This window comes from Mucilaginibacter sp. P19 (genome assembly GCF_050632265.1).
GTDB lineage: Bacteria > Bacteroidota > Bacteroidia > Sphingobacteriales > Sphingobacteriaceae > Mucilaginibacter > Mucilaginibacter gossypii.
In genome coordinates, this window is sequence record NZ_CP192586.1 from 4484148 (window position 1) to 4501210 (window position 17063).

The following is a 17063-nucleotide window of genomic DNA, read 5'->3' on the forward strand; positions in this document are numbered from 1 at the left end:
ACGGTAACTTTGTAAACCCCATTTAGCAGTTTAAGCTCCCAGTAGCTATCTATTTTTTTCCCTTAAAAATTCCATAAAACAGGGTATTAATATCATTAGCCTGCATATGTACAAAGGTTGACAGCAGAACATCTTCTGGTTCATTTCTCGCACGTCCGTTACCGGTTATGTCTACCGGTCGCCCGTTATCAACACGTTTCCAGCCATACATTAACTGCGATCCCTCATACACACCCGGCCTGTTTTCAAACTGGCCGCCAAAATCTTTAAGCCACCCCGGAGGCGGTACGGTTTTTTCATCCTGAAAATTTATCTTAACGGGCTCTATAACGGGGTTCTCGGCTATGCAAAGCAGTGATGAAACAAGTTTTTCATCATGTTTATAAATTGAAGGCTTAATTACTGTTTCATAATTACTGCAAAACAGGAATACGATACAGCCAAACGCTGTTAAATAAATTAAATAAACTCTTAAACTTTTTTCTAAAAACCGCCTCATCTAAAACAATCTTTATAGTTATATAGCTGCCATTTGGCAGCTGTTTTATTAATTGCCACCATCAACTATAATTTTGGCATACTTGTAACCGGATTTGTATACGGCCCTAATGATGTAGAATTTATTACCCCCCGCTGTTCTAACTCGAATTTTGTACTTAAAGACCCTTTTTCATCTACCTGGGCTTTGTTTGTTTTGAGTTTCTTGCCCGTCATATCAAAAACATAAATCGATACAGGCTCATTCGGCTTGAAATGAGATAGCTTAACGTTCGCTATTCCGTTTGTTATGGGGTTAGGATAAGCCTGCAACACACGTTCGTCGCCACTTGCAGCCACCGATTTAAATTCATCAATACTTTTTTTGATGATAACCGAATCTACATGCGCAGAATTATCTATTTGAACTATTTTAGTGGTATCGTCAATGCTCGTTACTTTTAATAAGGCATTTAAGTTGCCATCGACCTTAGTTTTTGAGTTAACCTTGAAACTTAAAGATCTGTTTTTACTAAGCACAAGTAGTGACCGTTCAGATGGCAGTTGAATATTGCTGATAGCAAAACGCCCGGCATCGCGCCCAGATAGCCGTATATCCTTGATCTTTAATACCCCGTCTCCTTTATTAATCAGTGTTATCTGGTACTCTTTATCATCGTTATCATTAACCGATGAGCGGGACACGGCACTAACCGCCAAAACCGGCATTGGCGGGGCAGGGCTTGAAACCTTTAATAAGGTTATCTGCGAAATAAGATTTGTATTGTTATTCCAGTTAAATTCGTTTACATACAAATTCCCATTTACTGCATCTTCCACTATATCAAGAGGATTTGCAAAGCCCGACATACCTATTAAGCCACTGTTACTTGATCCGGTGGTAACTTTTACTATATCATAGATATGATCATTAGTTCCGGAGTAAGCAGTTTTAGTCATCGCGCCGGGCTCCATCACAATAATATCGCCGCCGCCGCTAAACCTGCATACTAATAATTTCCCTTTTAAAGCGCCGTTAAAAGTGTTGCTTTTATATTCCAAAGCCCCATCCGGCGAGTTGTTTAAACCAAAGCTATATGCGGCCCTGTAATTGGAATCGGGATTAACTGTAGGTGAATAAAGCGGGTTATCGGGATATCCCCTATTGATAACATATTCGCCGCGCAACGGATTGGGATGACCAAAAAAGCCAACAGGCAAATCGGGATTTACCCTGAACAGCCAGTCGTTTTGTACTTTTACACCAACGGTAGCGGCAACTGCCGGCCCGTGATAAAAACTGCCGTCAGGTCTGCGGGTACCTGCAACGGATGCCGGCGAATTACCTCCACCGCCCGAGCCGTTGGTTGGCAAATACAACTGCCCGTTGCTATGCCAAATCATATCAAAAGCGTTGCGCACCCCTGAAGCATAAATAGTTAGCGGCGAAACCGTGCTATAAGGATTATACGTTCCGTCAGACATGGCAGCAGTGTTGCCGGGAGCGGCGTTTATCACCATTTGGTTAGAGGTAGTTTGCACGTTTAGTGGTAAAACAAAACTATTAAGCTTGGTTAAATCCAATCGTAATATAGCCCCTGATAATAATGTTTCATTACGCTGCCAGTCATTATCGTAAGATCCGGCCGAACTGTTACTGCCCTGGCATATATAAAGTGCGTTATCAGGCCCGAATGCTAAGCTGTTTACCATGTGGTCGCGAGTTGACCGAGGTAACTTAGTTATTACCAACTGTTCAAATTGTAAACTATCTCCCCATAATTTAGATATGTTTCCATCATATGATGGGGCCGCAGTCAATCCGCCTGAAGAATGAGAAACCCATACAATTACATTGCTTGAGGTAGACGTAGGAGCAAAGGTTAAGCCAATAGCTGTCCGCTCGCCATATTTGGCAACCAAGGTGCCCATTGTTTTATCCAGCGTAAGGGACCCGTCGGTATGGTTCATTAAATAACGCTCGATCGTACCATCCAGGCGCAGAGCATAAAATTTACCGTCGGGGCCGATAGCTAACGAACTATACTTTTTATTCTGTGTTCCGGCAATGGGTACCTTGGTAAACTGAGCGTTTAAAAGAGCCGACGAATCTACCTGCGCAGCATCGGTAGTAAACGTCATCTCGTAAGGCACAAAAGGGATGTTTGCGTACGATTTAACTCCCGAAGTTATAACAAACTTATAAATGGCATTAGGATCTAAGGTTGCCGAAGGCGAAATACTGATGGCGTCGCCCCCACCGGTGCCTTGCACAACACCCGGCACTTCAATATATGATGTATCAACAAGTTTAAATAATTTAACAGTATTATTGGTGATGGTGCTGTTATCCACACCGCCATGATACCCGGCAGCCACAGGCACATGTAAATTATTCGCGGCTATACTAACCAAATTTAACGGCACTTTCGTTGCCCCGTTTGCCGGCGATGATGATATCACATAAGGCCTTAAACTATCAACAACATTTATCTGCACAATAAATGTACTGCTCGTAAACTGTGGCGCTTTTGCGGTAATCACGGCTTTGTAATTACCTATTGGTAAGTTTTTTGTGGCAGAATAGTTAAAGAAAACTTCGGGTTGTACCCCCGTTTGCGAGGGGGTAAAAGTAAGCCAGTTGCTACTCGCGCCCGTATAACTTGCGCTAACGGCGTACGATGTTGCCTGGTTATTTGAGCTGCCTAACGGTATCGAGAATGTGCTTACATCTTTTGATCCTGCATTCACAATCAAATTTTGGTTGCCCTTGCCCCAAAACAAATACGAACTCAAAGAATATGGCACTATATTAACATAGTTTATTTTGGTATTTGTACCGCCATCTGCTGTTATAGTTAGTTTTTCGTCATTAACGATTATGCGGCTGGTTACAGCTTTAAAACGCCCTATCGAGCCTTCCTTACCAACCGGCGCAAAGCGATTTATCACATTAACGCCTTCAATATTTAACGAATGAAACTCGGGTGCCGAACCCACATAACCATCACCAACAGATGCTGTTACATCATAAATACCATTAGGAACCTTAATTTCCCAAAACGATTCGACCTTGGTGCCGCTAAACGATCCGCTGATAGTATTGGCCTGCATATGAATTAACGTGGCCAATAGTACGTCTTCGGGGTTATTTCTATTCCGGCCATTACCGGTTATATTTATTGCCGAGCCATCAGATTTCTCGTCGCCAACCAAATTCCAACCCACTCCCCTGTAATGGCGCTGTACGCAGGGCATAGCCCTGGCCGTAATCTCTCATATAATTTACAGGCGGAATCGCTGCCGGGTCTTGAAAATTAACATTTATCGGTTGTGAGAATTGACCGTCAACTACGTTAAGGTTTACCAGTAATGTTGCAAATTTGTAACCAGTGGCGGCGCAGGTAACGACAGCCTGATAACTACCCGCATTTGTATTTGAATCGATTGCGTTGGCATCAAAGGTTAATAAGTTATTTTTGGGTTGTGGTAAATTCAACCAATTTGCATCTGTTTTAGTTAGCGTGTAACCTGCCGGCAAAGCAACGTTTGAAGTAATATTTACTGTTTGCGGATACACCAGCCCCTTTTTGATTATTGATATATTGAGTATGTTTTGAGAAAAGGAAAGCACTTTTGAATTTGAACCTATATCCGTAACTGCAAAGTCGTCGAAACTATATGTTACCGCCCCGCTGGCGTTACGGTGCGTTCCAAAAATGCCTGCGTAATTTGCATGGTTAATTATACCAGTACTATCAATACTGATATACGGCGCTGCATAGCCCGCCCCAGCGCTCAAAAAATTTAACCCATCGGTTGAATAAAAGCCTTCTGCTGTTTTGGCTACAGAATCTATCACTAACCTCAGACTAACTGTTTTGGCACTTAAAGCCGTGATAGCTGGCGTAATACGTTGATCCGGGTTAGCAATACCAGATATTGAACTGGTAACGTCGTTGATTTCTCTTCTTAATTCAATTTTATTATTGCTTACATCCAGTTTAAGATATGTTTTATCATTTAATCCGAACCAAATACCTGCCTGCTGGGCCTGTGCTCCATTCACAGGATTGATAACCTTCACATCTATCTGTAGTTTTTTCACAGGATTAACCTTTACACCCAGCACATTTAGTTGGTTGTTATTAGTTAATATATCAATGCCCTTATTGGTAACCAGCTGTAAACTTCCGCCCATTACAGTTATTTTTGATGCTTCATAACCTGGCATGACTGGGTTTGAGGGGTTACCGTCAGCCGCTAATCTTACACCAGAGTACTTGTTTACCGTTGTAAAACCTGTTCCCTGGCCATTTCTATCAATAATAGTGTTAGGTACTGAGGCATCAAACGATAATTTGAAAGGAAGAGTAACGGTAAGGGCACTACAGGGCAATGTGCTGATACTGCTGCAGGTATCCGGTTTTGTCTTTATCCCGACGCGCAAAACTTTATGATTAATAATACCGGTCGCCGCGTTAAGATGGATAAAGTTTATAAGTAGCAAAAACAATATGGGGAAAAATCTGGTCATATGTTTTATTTTTTACGGTCGATCATTAATACCCATTTGAGTTGTTATTGATAACTACCTTTTACAATAGCATAAGAGATAACTTCACCGCCTCGCAAATCATTTTATTGTATCCTCGATAGCAATTTTACCTATAAAACGACATAAAAAGCTGATATTAAACATCGTTGATGCTGAATTGTATAAATGTGAGAAACTAATAAGCAACAGCGACCCGGGCCAAGAAATGTAGTAAATGCTTTGTTTGTAATAGACTGTAACATATTTCTATTCTGCTTCTCACCATTTCTCATGTTCATACACAAATTTCCCATCTTGCACAATCCCGTATCAGTTTTCGTTTATCTTTAGAAACAATTGTTATGAAGAATTGGTTGAATACACATTTGAAACCAACCGGAAATCGCTTAAAAAGATAAAATCTTTTACAAAAATGGATCAGATTGAAAAGAAATGGCTTGTCTTATACACACGACCGAGGTGGGAAAAAAATCGACCGGGCTTTAAAAGATCATAACTTCAAATCATTCTGCCCCTTGTTACACGTTACCAGAAAATGGGCAGACCGCTTAAAATCTGTGGGAATACCGCTTTTTCCATCTTATATCTTTGTTTTAGCCAATAATTATGATATCGCTAAAATTATGCAGATATCAGGTGTGTTACACGTGGTAAAGCACTGCGGCAATCCGGTGGTTATTACAATTCAGGAAATTGAAAATATAAAATCAACAATACGCACTTATACCGATATTGAGGTTGTTTCATTGAAGCCTTATACATTAGGCGAGCAAATAAAAGTTAAAGATGGTTTGTTATCCCATCACGAGGGCATTGTAACAGCTTACAACGGCAGGTTGGTTATTTTGACGATTGAAAATCTGGGATTTGCATTAACTGTTAAAATCAAGCCGGAGCATCTGTCTCGGGTTGGTGAACCGTTGCAAAACCTCCGTGCATATCAACAAGTTTGATCTGCGTTTTTATTTATATACTTATTTGAGTAATTTGTATAACCTAACCTCCAAATTTCTACCGGCATGGACAAGCATTATGGGCAAATAGTTGAATTAGTCATCAGAAAAAAAGGGGTCAGTATAAGCCAACTGGCCAGAATGACAAACATGAACAGAAGATCTGTTTATAATTGGTTCAACCAAAAATATTTAAAGCAGGAAATTATTCATGAAATAGGTATATTAATTTCGCATGATTTTTCCGCAGAGTTTCCTGAATTATTTAGAAAAAGCGATTTTATGCAAACACAGGGTGGTTTTCATAGCGATTATCCGTCCGAAAATGCAAATGCTATCTGGAAGGACAAATACATTGAATTACTTGAGAAATACAATACCCTATTGAGAAGCAGGGTTGAAAGTAATCGACATTCTTAACCGGTCATAATCATACTTCCCTGATTTCAAATTCAATTACCCTTATAGGGTTCTTTTTTTATAGCCATCCAACTAATTAGGCTCTAAAGGCCTGGTGCTTGTGCACCAGGCCCTTTTGGAGGCAGATTCAATTAAATCTCATTAAAAATATAATATTTTAAACTCCAATTAAACCTTGGGGATATAGCACCATGTTTAGCGTTATGGTACCAGAATCTGTGATTGCCATGGAATATTAACCTTTTGATTGACGGTGTTGTGAAAAATTTGCTTCTCTTCCCTGCTATATACATCCATTTTTATGCTTTGGTCCTTATCTGTCGGAGTGATAGAAATTCCGAGTTGGTATTTGGTTTGATACCTGAAGCTATATGTTGCTGTTGTTGAGCTAATAGTATAGACATTCATTTTTCCAACTTCTCCAAACGACACGTTACATTCTCCACTGCAAGTTACAACAAGTTTGCCGTAACCATAATAGCTACCTTTATTTTGTATATCCTCATCTGATAATTTTTTACATCCTGAATTTGCAAAAAACGATACGGCCGCTAAAAATAAACACCCCACTCGTTTAATAAATGTAGTTACATTTAAAGCATTTGCACTCCCTTGGTTTAACATCCCTAGCTTTAATTTTTTGTCTAAAATTTCCATAATCTTGATCTTTTTTTAGTAAAAATAGCACATCAAAACCAACGAAGTGCCTCATACACAAAAGTGTATAACATTATGAGAATAATTGTAAATCCAACCCAGCATATCGTAATTGTATTTATAAATGAAGACCAATAATGAATTTTAGTACTTGCTTCCCGCTTAAAAAACGAGAAACCACCACAAAAAGCGGTCATTTATGAGCATATTATTGTATCAAATTGCGAGGTAGTAAATTGTAGATTTTCATTGTCGCGTTAGTTAAATTTGACTTCCATCGATATTTTAACCTTTTTACGCTACCCTTATGGAGGCATTAGTTACATCATTAGTATTATTAAATATAATTGTGTATGTCTATAACAAACAACACAGGGATATGCCGTAATGTCTGCCAATATTTTTAATTAGCTATCGGGCCACCAATAATGTAAATCTTTTTTGACCATTAATAAACAACAAATTATAGCCAACTATCAATATCTTAAATTTATGGAAAAGCATCACGGGCAAATTGTGGAATATAGAGTAAGAAAAAATGCTTATTGTATTAGTGATTTAGCCAAAGCTTGCAACATAAATCGGAGATCAGTATACAATTGGTTTAATTCGAAACGCCTAAAGGAAGAAATCATTCTCAGGATAGGATTAACAATAAAGCATGATTTCTCGCATGAGTTTCCGGAATTTTTCCATAGGGATGATTTTAAATCTATCTATCAAATGCAGGATGCCCCGGTAATTTATATCAGTAATTTTGCACAAAGCCAAAATGATTTTTGGAAAGAGAAATATTTACGCTTATTACAAGAATTCAATGACCTGATCCTGCAAGATCGTGCTTACCTATAATTTTCTATTGATTTATAGCTAATGCTGTTTTTTTCATTAGCCTAACACGTAACTTTCTACATGCGTAGTACGTATTAAGCTGTTAAAAAAACTGTAGTGAAACGGCTGTTAAATGCTTATAAAAGTCTTAAGATCATTCTAAAATCAGACAGCTATTGTTTAATTTCAACAACTAAAAATACTTACAATTGTGAAGGAGATATATCCGCCCAAAATTTTAGGATTATAATCGATGATGTACTTGACAATTTCAAAGGCCAGGAGGACACATTGAGCCAAGTAAAAGAAATTGTTAAAAACATTAATTTATAGATAGTCGAGGTTTTTACATTTTTTGTCTCCCCGGCAATATAATTATAAAGAGGTTTTACTTAATTTTAACATTCTCTATATAAAGAACTTCATCCTGATAATCATAATTGGTGCCTCTTGCACCTAAATGATCAGCACCTAAAATAAAGGCATTGGAAATAGGTGAGCCGTTTAAGTCGCGGGCTTTCCATATTCTCAATCCAATTTTACTTTGAAAGTTTCTTTTTCTCTCCATGTCGGATTTACCAACTTTTAAAACAAACGGATAATCTGGTTTAAAACAAACTGAATTTACACCCGTATTATAGCCATTAGGAAATAACATTTGCCTGGTACGCGGCATTGACACAAACAAAGGGAACATTTTATTTTTTGCAGGATAATAGTAACAGGTAGAATCAACGGCCTCGACGGAACAACAGCCGTGATAAGCGGCTATCTTAGTTATTCTTACGGATTTGCTCTGGTCGGCAACACTGAAACAGTTCCCTGTAACTTCATCAGAAAAAGGAACAAGCTTATTCCCATTTAAACCGTTATCAAAATTTTTAAAGCCTATTACGGTCCCGAAGCCCAACGTATTAACCACTCTTTGTAAATCTGGTTCCCAATCTCCCTCTACTTTATATTGCCATAAACCATTTAGATGAATATTGCAGTATGGCTCCGTTTTACTGTCGGTTTTTAAAACCAAAATCCCCTTTGTATTGATACAGGTAGCGCCTCTTAATTTCTGATAATTAAAATATCTTGATTGTACGGCCAAAAAATTTTGAGTTTTAAGCAGATATTTCCACCACGGGGCTTTGATGCGCTGTTCGATCTTAGCAGCGGTGAATTCGACTGTTATGTATACCTGGCCTGAAGGCGTGATTACTAAAGGATAAGTGCTTTGTATTTTGTCATCTTTTTTTATTGATTTAATATGCCAAAGTTCATCGTCAGATAGCGCCATACCTCTGATTATCAAATCAGAAGAAGCATTATTGATTAAACAGACAGTTACTTCCTTATGGTCGAAGGTTTTTTTGCGGATATCACTATTGGTAATACCGGATTTATGCACAAATGAAAATGCGAGAACATCATTATCAGGCAAGCCGTCAAGATTTTCAATTATAATTTTGCTACGCTCGTTAATTGGTGTTAAAACCGAAGAAAGCAGAACTTTTGACGTAGTTAAGTCGTGATTAGAATTTAGCGGTGAGAAATCTTTAAAATTGAACTTAAGAAAAACTGCAGTAGCTAAGTTAACTGCACCTAAAAATATCAGCGTGTAAAAAGCAATTTTTTCCTTCCTCGAAAAAATTAACACCATTGCCATAATAACCAAACTTAATACCCCAAGAACAAGCGGAACAAATGCATTTATTAAAGCGCCCAATCTCGTCTTGTTCGACGTCAATAGCAGTGCAAATATCATAGGAAAACGTTATAATTATCAAAAGGAAAGACAATATTATTGGGATTGTAACGCTTTGGTATCGGGGTTTTTCCATGCTTCAAATGAATTGACTTAATTTACATCATTTTAAATAATTGCTGTAAGTTTTCTTTAATAAAAGGCTTTTTTATTTCCAATGTGTGCGTTTTTTATAATCTTTTGATTAAAAATATCCCTGGCATAAATAAAGTAATAACAAATTAATTATCGTTAAATGAAATTCAGCAAATATCCAGTAGCTGAATCGTTTGTATTCATTATTTTTTTAAACTCCCAGTTAAAAAGAGCTATTAACCCATAGTTTATCTTGCGTCAATTTCTTTTTTAAATAATATAAAAAACTGACTTACAGAAGATTATGCCTAAAAAATATCATGTATGGGAAAGTCTTTTTTTGTGAGCATTTTTGTATCATAAAACATTCACCTGATCCGGCAACTGTTAAAACACTAAATTTAATTTTCGTTTTAAGAAAATGAATACAATGAACGGAAAAATCTTACACCATTAGATTTTAAAAACGGTATTTCTTCATTTTCGGTCGGAATTTTGTATTGTAAAATGCAACTTATAATTATGGAGAAACATAACGGGCAAATTACGGAGTACATAGTACGGAAAAACGGTTATAATATCAGTGACTTAGCACGGGCATTGCAGATAAATCGCCGCTCTTGCTACAATTGGTTTCAACAAAAGAATCTTCCTCCGCCAAATATCCGAAAGATAGGCCTTGTTATAAGACACGATTTTTCGAAAGAATTTCCCGAATATTTTGTTCCCGCCGACTTCGCTATTTTAGGACAATCTGATTTATTTATTAATAACAATTGTTGCAATGGTGCGGATAGGATAAATAACTGGCAAAAAAATATCAGACGCTATTAAACGATTTCAATAGCTACCTGCGTTCTATCGAATTTAATGAATTGGCAGATGAGGGGGCAGATAAGCCCCGGGACGAGTTTAAATAAATTACAGGTTTCACAAATCACTTGTTCCCCGAATAATTTGATGTTTTACTTGAGTTGAGGAGCTTATTTAATGTCATAGCCTTCGCGGTTTCTGCAACTGTCTCCGCCAGTACTTTTTTATAATCCTCCCGCAAACCCTTGCCAACAGTAATCCGACATGAAACAATCTTTATTAATCGCATTCATACTTTTATTGGGTCAAATCACATTTGCTCAAAAAAAGTACCAACACTTTATGAAATGATTGGAAAGTTGTCATCGCCCATGATAGCATTTACAGCGCGAAAATCTATCAGGATTCCATCGCCGTTTGTCAAGTTGAAAAGAAAACGAATACGCCACGTTTAACATTCATTTATCTTAATAAGTCCAAGGCTCCTTTAGAACAAAAGTGTATTCATGCATTTCATGCAAATAAAGTCTGGATTAAGGGTATAGTATAGTTTGGGGAACAGAAGAATTCCCATTAATTATCTCGTATGATTTAGATAATTTTAGTTTGACAAAATGATAAATATAAATTAAGACCGGGTCTACGGGCGAACTCGGACAATCGTCTTACCCTTAGCCTGACCGGGCGAGTTATAGACGGCTACCGCATCGTCAAGCGTAACAATGTTACCGGTATTCGTTTTCAAACATCCATCCCGGAATCGTTTCACGATCTCACTTAATTGAGCGCGGTCTGCTTCCACGACGAAATCAATACTCAAGACTCCGTTGGCCTGTTCCTCATTCCAGCCGGTAATGGACACGAACTTTCCGCCGGGACGGATTACACCCAGGGAACGCTTCGCGATATCGCCGCCGAGGGCATCAATAACCAGATCTACCTGGCCAATGTCTTCTAACGTATCATTATCCAGGTCAACGAATTCATTGGAGCCGAAGTTGAACGCCGCTTCACGGTGAGCAGCCCGACCAGTGCCGATGACGTACGCACCGGCCTCACGTGCGAGTTGGACAGTCATCGATCCAACGATACCAGCCGCTCCATGCGCCAGGACTCTTTGCCCTGCCTGAAGTTGGCCGTGATCAAAAAGCGCTTGCCATGCAGTTAAGCCAGACATCACGAGCGCATTGCCATCATTGAACTCAACATCGTCTGGTAATGGTGCAAGGTTGCGCGCTTCAATGGCCACGTATTCTGCCAACGAACCATTGCGATACCAATCCTGAAGGCCGAAAACCCGTTGTCCTACTGACAATCCCGTTGTGCCATAGCCAAGCGCTGTTACCACCCCTGCCAGTTCGTGTCCCGGGATCGAAGGCGTCCGGTCACGACCAGTACGATCGGTCCAGGTCGACGGCCATGACAGCTCGTCCCCGGTAATACTGGCCGCGTAAACCTGAACGATGACCTCGTTGATGGCCGGCTGCGGCTCTGGCAACTCCACCAGTTTCATTCCGGCTAATCCAGCATCCTGATCTGTTACAACAATTGCTTTCATAATACACCTCCTTTTTATTGATCAGCAACCACTTAAAAGAAGTGATGTTGCTGATCATTGGTTTTTTATTTTTTTATTTTTTAGCGTTAATCCATATTATAATCCAGACATTCCCGGAGATTACTTTGCTATAGTGAGATCGAGCCGGCAGGCAATACCGGCGGAAAATCCTTTTCAGGATCAGACACGTTATTGATAAAATCTCGTCAGGGAGTACATGGCTACCAGGCCAACGATCTCCATAATATTTGCATCTGTGTGGCCTGCGTCCCGTACTACGCCTAAATCGGCGTCGCTAACTTTGCCACGGGTCTCGATCACTTTTTTCGCAAACTGAACGGCGACGTCACGTTTCGGTTTATAATTCTAAATCAGCAAATAAGTGCAGATCAGACAGGAAATAGTTCGAGATTTATACAATAAGGATTACTTTTTCAGGCAAGTTGTCAATTTTATTGGCAACTTTTTTTAGCAACTTGTCTTTTAAATTATCGATAATAAACCTGAGTTTCAGCACGGCTTACCTCGGTCGGCGTAACCGATTTCAAGAATCAATAAGTCAAAAGAAGATATAAGCCTGAGCCAGATCAAATCCCTTTCGGTTCTGGCCTTCAAGAATGCCTCCCCTAATTGGGTTCGAACCAATAGATAATTGGATTAGCGATTCATTAATGAATAACGCTTAAATGGCCTAATATATTCATCAAGTTACATCACTTGCGTATTCTAAAATCTGCAAAGATTTTAAAAAGCTCTTTTGATTATGAAATCAGCAAAATTATAACCCCTGATTTAAAAACCTATAAGAGTGTTCGATAATCGAGCATTTTGAGTAGACAAAAATGTCAACATAAATTGATTTCAAATAAAAACGAAGAAAAGGAACCCTGTTTTTATGTTCCCCATAGAGCTATACAGCGCTAAAACTATTTGATTTTCAATTCATTAAAAATAAAAGCAGCGACATTAACTGTTCGATAGGACTCCCTCCGCCTCCACTTTTTTTTAGAATTTATATAATAATACTTTATAAGTAACTTAAGACCAGGTCAGGTTCTTGAATAAAAGCATCCCATTCAAATTCACATAAAAGCATTTAATTAACCTGTTTGAATTAAATAATAACAGAGCTTGCTTAATGACGCAATTTTTTGTCATTGCACCCGGAACCTATCAGTTGTTAGGCATTACATAACTAACTTCGGCAGACTTATTCATCATTTGATGGATCGCCCTCTTGGGGCTATTGCTTCTGGCTTCCTACCTGTGGGGCGCTGTGCACCTGCAGCATGGGCAAAATATACTTTTCCCCGCAGCGATTAAAGCCCTGATATGTCCCTGCGCTTTTTTGGAGATCTCTCTGGATGTGTCCCGGATTACCTGAAAAAATACAGAGATCAGCCTACAAAGAACAGTAATTAGGCTACAAAGCAAAAGGCTTGTTCCCTGAACTTTGCTTTCATCAAATAAAATATAGTATGACACAGCAAACGAATAAAATATGGTTCATCACTGGCGCTTCGCGCGGTCTGGGACGTATATGGACAGAAGCGGCATTAGAGCGCGGAGATCTGGTGGCCGCTACGGCCCGCGAACTGAGCAGCATCGCTGCATTAAAAGAACAATATGGTGATCGGGTATTGATACTGGAACTCGACGTGACTAACCCTGCTCAGGTTAAAGAAGTCGTAAATAAAGCTCATGAGCATTTTGGCCGGTTGGACATCGTGTTGAATAACGCGGGCTACCCCCTGATCGGGACGATCGAGGACGGCAGTGCCGGCGATATCCGCGCCCTGTACGAAACCAACGTGATAGGCCCTGTAAGTGTGATCCAGGCGGCTTTGCCGCTGCTGCGTGGGCAGGGTTACGGACATATCCTGGGTACTTCCAGTAACCTGGGCCATCTGGCCATGCCGATCCTGGGCTATTACTGTCTCGTCCAAATGGGCGTTTGAAGCTATCCATGAAAGCCTGGCCCTGGAAGTGGCGCAGTTCGGTATCAAAGTCACCATCATTGAACCTGGCGCATATGCAACCGAATTTGGTAGCGATCAGATCCCGACGGTTTTCGAAGGAAATCCGGTGTACCACGATTTTAAAGCGAAATTCATGGAGGGAATAAAAGGCATGGAGAGAGGCAACCCGGCCGCCACCCCGCAGGCTCTGTTCAAAGTGGTGGACTCTGAAAATCCGCCGCTACGTTTTAACCTTGGTAGCCATAACCTAACCGGCCTGAAAACTGCCTACGCGGAGCGCATTGCCACCTGGGAAGCCTGGGATGAAGTTTCGCGCTCTGCGCAATGAAATTACAAAATACGGACACCAGCCACTGCAAATTACGGCTTGGTGTCCTTAACTTAGCTATGATGAAAAAGGATGAGAACCCGCCATTGAAACTTGAGTCGCTGACCGAGGCGCACCGGATGTTCGGCTTACCGCAGCCTAAACACCCGCTGATCAGCCTGATTAACGGTGCACACACGGTATTGGAAGGCAAATTACCCACCCGGCATGTGCTGGCCTATTACAAGATCGCCTACAAGCCCAGGTTGGGCGGTAAGTTGAAATATGGCCAGGGCTATTATGATTTTGATAACGGCGGTTTGTTATTCGCCGCACCGGGGCAGATCATCGGCGGTAACGACCTGGAGGGGACGGTGTGCTCAGAGTACACTCTCATCATCCACCCGGATTTCTTTTTGGGGTACCCACTGGCTAAAAAGATCAAGCAATATGGCTTCTTTTCCTACAGCACCAACGAAACACTGCATCTCTCGGAAGAAGAAAAAAACACGGTCCTGGCTATCTTTAGCTTTATGGAAAAGGAACTCGAAGGCCGGATCGACGACTTCAGCCAGGAGGTGATGATCTCCCAGATTGAACTGCTGCTCAGTTATGCCAACCGTTTTTATAAGCGGCAGTTCCTGACGCGCAAAGCGGCCAACACCGACATCCTGCAACGGTTGGAGGAAACACTGGATACGTATTTCAATGATGAACTGACGTTGAGCCACGGAATCCCTACCGTTGCCTACCTGGCCGAAAAACTGAACCTTTCGCCTAACTACCTGAGTGACATGCTGCGATCACTGACCGGGCAAAGCGCCCAACAGCACATTCATGATCATCTCATTGAAAAAGCGAAGGAAAAATTATCTACCACAAGCCTGTCGGTCAACCAGGTGGCTTATGCTTTAGGTTTTGAGCATTCACAGTCGTTCAGTAAGCTATTTAAGACCAGGACGAATCTTTCGCCGCTGGAATTCAGGAAATCTTTTAATTAGCAACTTGCCTGTTATCCGCTGTCATTTTAATAATTACACATTTGGCAGATAATAGTTGCCCCCTTTTTTACAGCTACCAGAATTGCCAGTTGTTCTGCAACTTGAACTAACGAGACTGCAGTAGCCAGAAACTTCAGATTTGCACAGAAACGCCCTTTTTCAAATTACCTGCTCCCAAATATTCTTTGCCATCCTTAAGGACGACAACTTTTAAATTGGCAACCTCCTTATTAATGGGATAACTGCCCTCCTGGGTAACCACACGCAGCGTAATTTCGTGGCCGCTTTTTGCTGCCTTGAATTTGATTTTGCTGTACTGCTTTTTCTTAAATCCCAACCTTCGTCCTTATCCCAGTAAAGTTCGCCCGTAGCGTTGTCTTTTGCATCTGGATTAATATATAGCGTTAAAGTCTTCAACGATTTCTCGCCTGTATTTTGATAACTGGAGAAACTGTTTTGATTGGCCCCGTCTTCACCAATTTTATTTAAAGTTTTGACTGATAAATAAAGGCGGTCAAAATCAAATTGGCCTGCAGGGGTCAATCTGTTATGGTTTATCCAGCCATTTGATAAGTCAAAATATCTTGGCACATGATATGAGATCGCACGCGATATTATTGTTCGGAAATTAACATCTTATGTCGGATTAATTATCTGACTTTAACATGCATTTACTGTAATTAATTAAACTTAGTTGTATTATGCTCGAACCAATTTTTAAACGAAAATAAAATTCATTCTTTTGTTACTTTTTAAACTCTCATAACTTACATTTATTTGTATTTACAGGTGTTAGGACCAAGATTATGTCAAAGAGAAATGATGCTTCTTTACAAAAAATTACCGCTGCTGGTGGGAGTTACGTAGAAAAAACCAAGGGCCAGGTAAAAACCAAGAAACACGACTTGCAATACCGTGTGCTGTTTGACAAAAGCCCGTTACCAATGCTCATATATGAGTTATCTAGTTATAGAATACTTGATGTAAATGAGATGGCTGTCTTACATTACGGATATAGCAAGGCCGAATTTTTAAACATGACTATACATGATTACAGGCCTCAAAAAGATGTTGAAGAGGTTAATAAGATACTTAATGGCCTTATTGATAAAAATCGGGCATACCAATTTGGGGTATATGAGCATTTAAAAAAAACAACACGACTATTAACGTTGAAGTTTCGGGTTACGCCATCACTTATGACGACAAAGAATGCATGATGGTTGTATTTAACGATATTACCGAAAAGGAAATTAGCTTGAAGAAGATAAAAGATAACGAACAAAAGCTATTGGATAGCCAACAGCAGTTATCGCTTATATATAACAATGTTAAAGATGTAATTTTTGTGATTAGCATTGAAGCGGACGGGAAGTTTAAATTCCTATCTGTAAACCAAGCCTTTACCGACATAACAGGAATTCAGGAAAGTGATGTTATAGGAAAATACATTGACTATATAATTCCCGAACCATCTTTAACCCTGGCGGTGTCTAAGTATAAACAGGCGATAAGTAGTAAAGAAAAAATTACCTGGACAGAAACAACACCATACCCTACAGGCACAAAAATAGGGGAAGTAACAGTTACACCAATTTTTGACCAATACAATAATTGTGTGCAACTGGTAGGGTCGGTACACGATATTACCGAATTGAAAAAGAAGAACGACAGCTGA

General features: G+C 39.9%; 16 protein-coding genes. 8 read left to right on the forward strand and 8 right to left on the reverse strand.

Annotated elements, in window-relative coordinates; translation table 11 throughout:
• Window positions 1-49 precede the first annotated feature (49 nt).
• The 3 genes from ACQ86K_RS21705 to ACQ86K_RS21715 form a co-directional block, all read right to left on the reverse strand.
• Complete coding sequence (locus ACQ86K_RS21705) at window positions 50-499, reverse strand: hypothetical protein (RefSeq protein WP_431198763.1); 450 nt, start codon at window positions 497-499, stop codon at window positions 50-52.
• 65 nt (window positions 500-564) lie between these two features.
• Entirely contained in the window at window positions 565-3735 is a 3171-nt protein-coding gene (locus ACQ86K_RS21710) for an Ig-like domain-containing protein (RefSeq protein ID WP_431198764.1), read from the reverse strand.
• Window positions 3671-5014 carry a hypothetical protein gene (locus ACQ86K_RS21715; RefSeq protein ID WP_431198765.1) on the reverse strand — a complete coding sequence of 448 codons (1344 nt, stop codon included), beginning with the start codon at window positions 5012-5014 and terminating at the stop codon, window positions 3671-3673. Before ACQ86K_RS21715 ends, ACQ86K_RS21710 begins: the two co-directional genes overlap by 65 nt.
• Window positions 5015-5457: 443 nt before the next feature.
• On the opposite strand from ACQ86K_RS21715, the gene ACQ86K_RS21720 reads away from it, so the two are divergent.
• Both ACQ86K_RS21720 and ACQ86K_RS21725 read left to right on the forward strand, forming a co-directional pair.
• A complete protein-coding gene (locus ACQ86K_RS21720; RefSeq protein WP_431198766.1) occupies window positions 5458-5988 on the forward strand; it encodes a UpxY family transcription antiterminator in 531 nt (176 codons plus the stop codon).
• Window positions 5989-6054: 66 nt separating this feature from the next.
• A complete protein-coding gene (locus ACQ86K_RS21725) occupies window positions 6055-6408 on the forward strand; it encodes a helix-turn-helix domain-containing protein (protein WP_091174239.1) in 354 nt (117 codons plus the stop codon).
• Between the two features lie 201 nt (window positions 6409-6609).
• On the opposite strand, the gene ACQ86K_RS21730 is transcribed toward ACQ86K_RS21725, so the two are convergent.
• The gene (locus ACQ86K_RS21730) at window positions 6610-7065 is read right to left on the reverse strand and encodes a hypothetical protein (protein WP_091174241.1); all 456 of its coding nucleotides are present in this window, start codon (window positions 7063-7065) and stop codon (window positions 6610-6612) included.
• A gap of 492 nt (window positions 7066-7557) precedes the next feature.
• Between ACQ86K_RS21730 and ACQ86K_RS21735 the strand changes: the two genes are divergently transcribed.
• A complete protein-coding gene (locus ACQ86K_RS21735; protein WP_143020868.1) occupies window positions 7558-7917 on the forward strand; it encodes a hypothetical protein in 360 nt (119 codons plus the stop codon).
• 367 nt (window positions 7918-8284) lie between these two features.
• Here ACQ86K_RS21735 and ACQ86K_RS21740 read toward each other — a convergent pair whose 3' ends face one another.
• From ACQ86K_RS21740 to ACQ86K_RS21750, 3 genes are all read right to left on the reverse strand, one after another.
• The gene (locus tag ACQ86K_RS21740) at window positions 8285-9613 is read right to left on the reverse strand and encodes a hypothetical protein (RefSeq protein ID WP_176844565.1); all 1329 of its coding nucleotides are present in this window, start codon (window positions 9611-9613) and stop codon (window positions 8285-8287) included.
• Between the two features lie 1567 nt (window positions 9614-11180).
• Window positions 11181-12098, reverse strand: coding sequence for an NADP-dependent oxidoreductase (locus ACQ86K_RS21745; RefSeq protein ID WP_091174255.1), 918 nt, complete (start codon window positions 12096-12098; stop codon window positions 11181-11183).
• A 189-nt stretch (window positions 12099-12287) separates the two neighbouring features.
• Complete coding sequence (locus tag ACQ86K_RS21750; RefSeq protein ID WP_431198767.1) at window positions 12288-12419, reverse strand: hypothetical protein; 132 nt, start codon at window positions 12417-12419, stop codon at window positions 12288-12290.
• Window positions 12420-13576: 1157 nt separating this feature from the next.
• Between ACQ86K_RS21750 and ACQ86K_RS21755 the strand changes: the two genes are divergently transcribed.
• The 3 genes from ACQ86K_RS21755 (at window position 13577) to ACQ86K_RS21765 (ending at window position 15385) form a co-directional block, all read left to right on the forward strand.
• Complete coding sequence (locus ACQ86K_RS21755; RefSeq protein ID WP_431198768.1) at window positions 13577-14056, forward strand: SDR family NAD(P)-dependent oxidoreductase; 480 nt, start codon at window positions 13577-13579, stop codon at window positions 14054-14056.
• Between the two features lie 28 nt (window positions 14057-14084).
• Window positions 14085-14405 carry a hypothetical protein gene (locus tag ACQ86K_RS21760; RefSeq protein ID WP_431198769.1) on the forward strand — a complete coding sequence of 107 codons (321 nt, stop codon included), beginning with the start codon at window positions 14085-14087 and terminating at the stop codon, window positions 14403-14405.
• 62 nt (window positions 14406-14467) lie between these two features.
• Complete coding sequence (locus ACQ86K_RS21765) at window positions 14468-15385, forward strand: helix-turn-helix domain-containing protein (protein WP_091174491.1); 918 nt, start codon at window positions 14468-14470, stop codon at window positions 15383-15385.
• A 133-nt stretch (window positions 15386-15518) separates the two neighbouring features.
• On the opposite strand, the gene ACQ86K_RS21770 is transcribed toward ACQ86K_RS21765, so the two are convergent.
• Window positions 15519-15722, reverse strand: coding sequence for a DUF5110 domain-containing protein (locus ACQ86K_RS21770; RefSeq protein WP_091174262.1), 204 nt, complete (start codon window positions 15720-15722; stop codon window positions 15519-15521).
• A 469-nt stretch (window positions 15723-16191) separates the two neighbouring features.
• Here ACQ86K_RS21770 and ACQ86K_RS21775 point away from each other — a divergent pair, with 469 nt between their 5' ends.
• Both ACQ86K_RS21775 and ACQ86K_RS21780 read left to right on the forward strand, forming a co-directional pair.
• Window positions 16192-16605, forward strand: a complete 414-nt coding sequence (locus ACQ86K_RS21775) for a PAS domain-containing protein (RefSeq protein ID WP_431198770.1) — start codon at window positions 16192-16194, stop codon at window positions 16603-16605.
• Window positions 16602-17063 carry a PAS domain-containing protein gene (locus tag ACQ86K_RS21780; protein ID WP_431198771.1) on the forward strand — a complete coding sequence of 154 codons (462 nt, stop codon included), beginning with the start codon at window positions 16602-16604 and terminating at the stop codon, window positions 17061-17063. Before ACQ86K_RS21775 ends, ACQ86K_RS21780 begins: the two co-directional genes overlap by 4 nt.

Excerpts from the sequence above, each read along its gene's own strand:
- ACQ86K_RS21705 (WP_431198763.1), bottom strand. The coding sequence starts at position 499 with ATGAGGCGGTTTTTAGAAAAAAGTTTAAGAGTTTATTTAATTTATTTA.
- ACQ86K_RS21710 (WP_431198764.1), bottom strand. The coding sequence starts at position 3,735 with ATGCCCTGCGTACAGCGCCATTACAGGGGAGTGGGTTGGAATTTGGTT.
- ACQ86K_RS21715 (WP_431198765.1), bottom strand. The coding sequence starts at position 5,014 with ATGACCAGATTTTTCCCCATATTGTTTTTGCTACTTATAAACTTTATC.
- ACQ86K_RS21725 (WP_091174239.1), top strand. The coding sequence starts at position 6,055 with ATGGACAAGCATTATGGGCAAATAGTTGAATTAGTCATCAGAAAAAAA.
- ACQ86K_RS21730 (WP_091174241.1), bottom strand. The coding sequence starts at position 7,065 with ATGGAAATTTTAGACAAAAAATTAAAGCTAGGGATGTTAAACCAAGGG.
- ACQ86K_RS21735 (WP_143020868.1), top strand. The coding sequence starts at position 7,558 with ATGGAAAAGCATCACGGGCAAATTGTGGAATATAGAGTAAGAAAAAAT.
- ACQ86K_RS21745 (WP_091174255.1), bottom strand. The coding sequence starts at position 12,098 with ATGAAAGCAATTGTTGTAACAGATCAGGATGCTGGATTAGCCGGAATG.
- ACQ86K_RS21755 (WP_431198768.1), top strand. The coding sequence starts at position 13,577 with ATGACACAGCAAACGAATAAAATATGGTTCATCACTGGCGCTTCGCGC.
- ACQ86K_RS21765 (WP_091174491.1), top strand. The coding sequence starts at position 14,468 with ATGAAAAAGGATGAGAACCCGCCATTGAAACTTGAGTCGCTGACCGAG.
- ACQ86K_RS21775 (WP_431198770.1), top strand. The coding sequence starts at position 16,192 with ATGTCAAAGAGAAATGATGCTTCTTTACAAAAAATTACCGCTGCTGGT.
- ACQ86K_RS21780 (WP_431198771.1), top strand. The coding sequence starts at position 16,602 with ATGATGGTTGTATTTAACGATATTACCGAAAAGGAAATTAGCTTGAAG.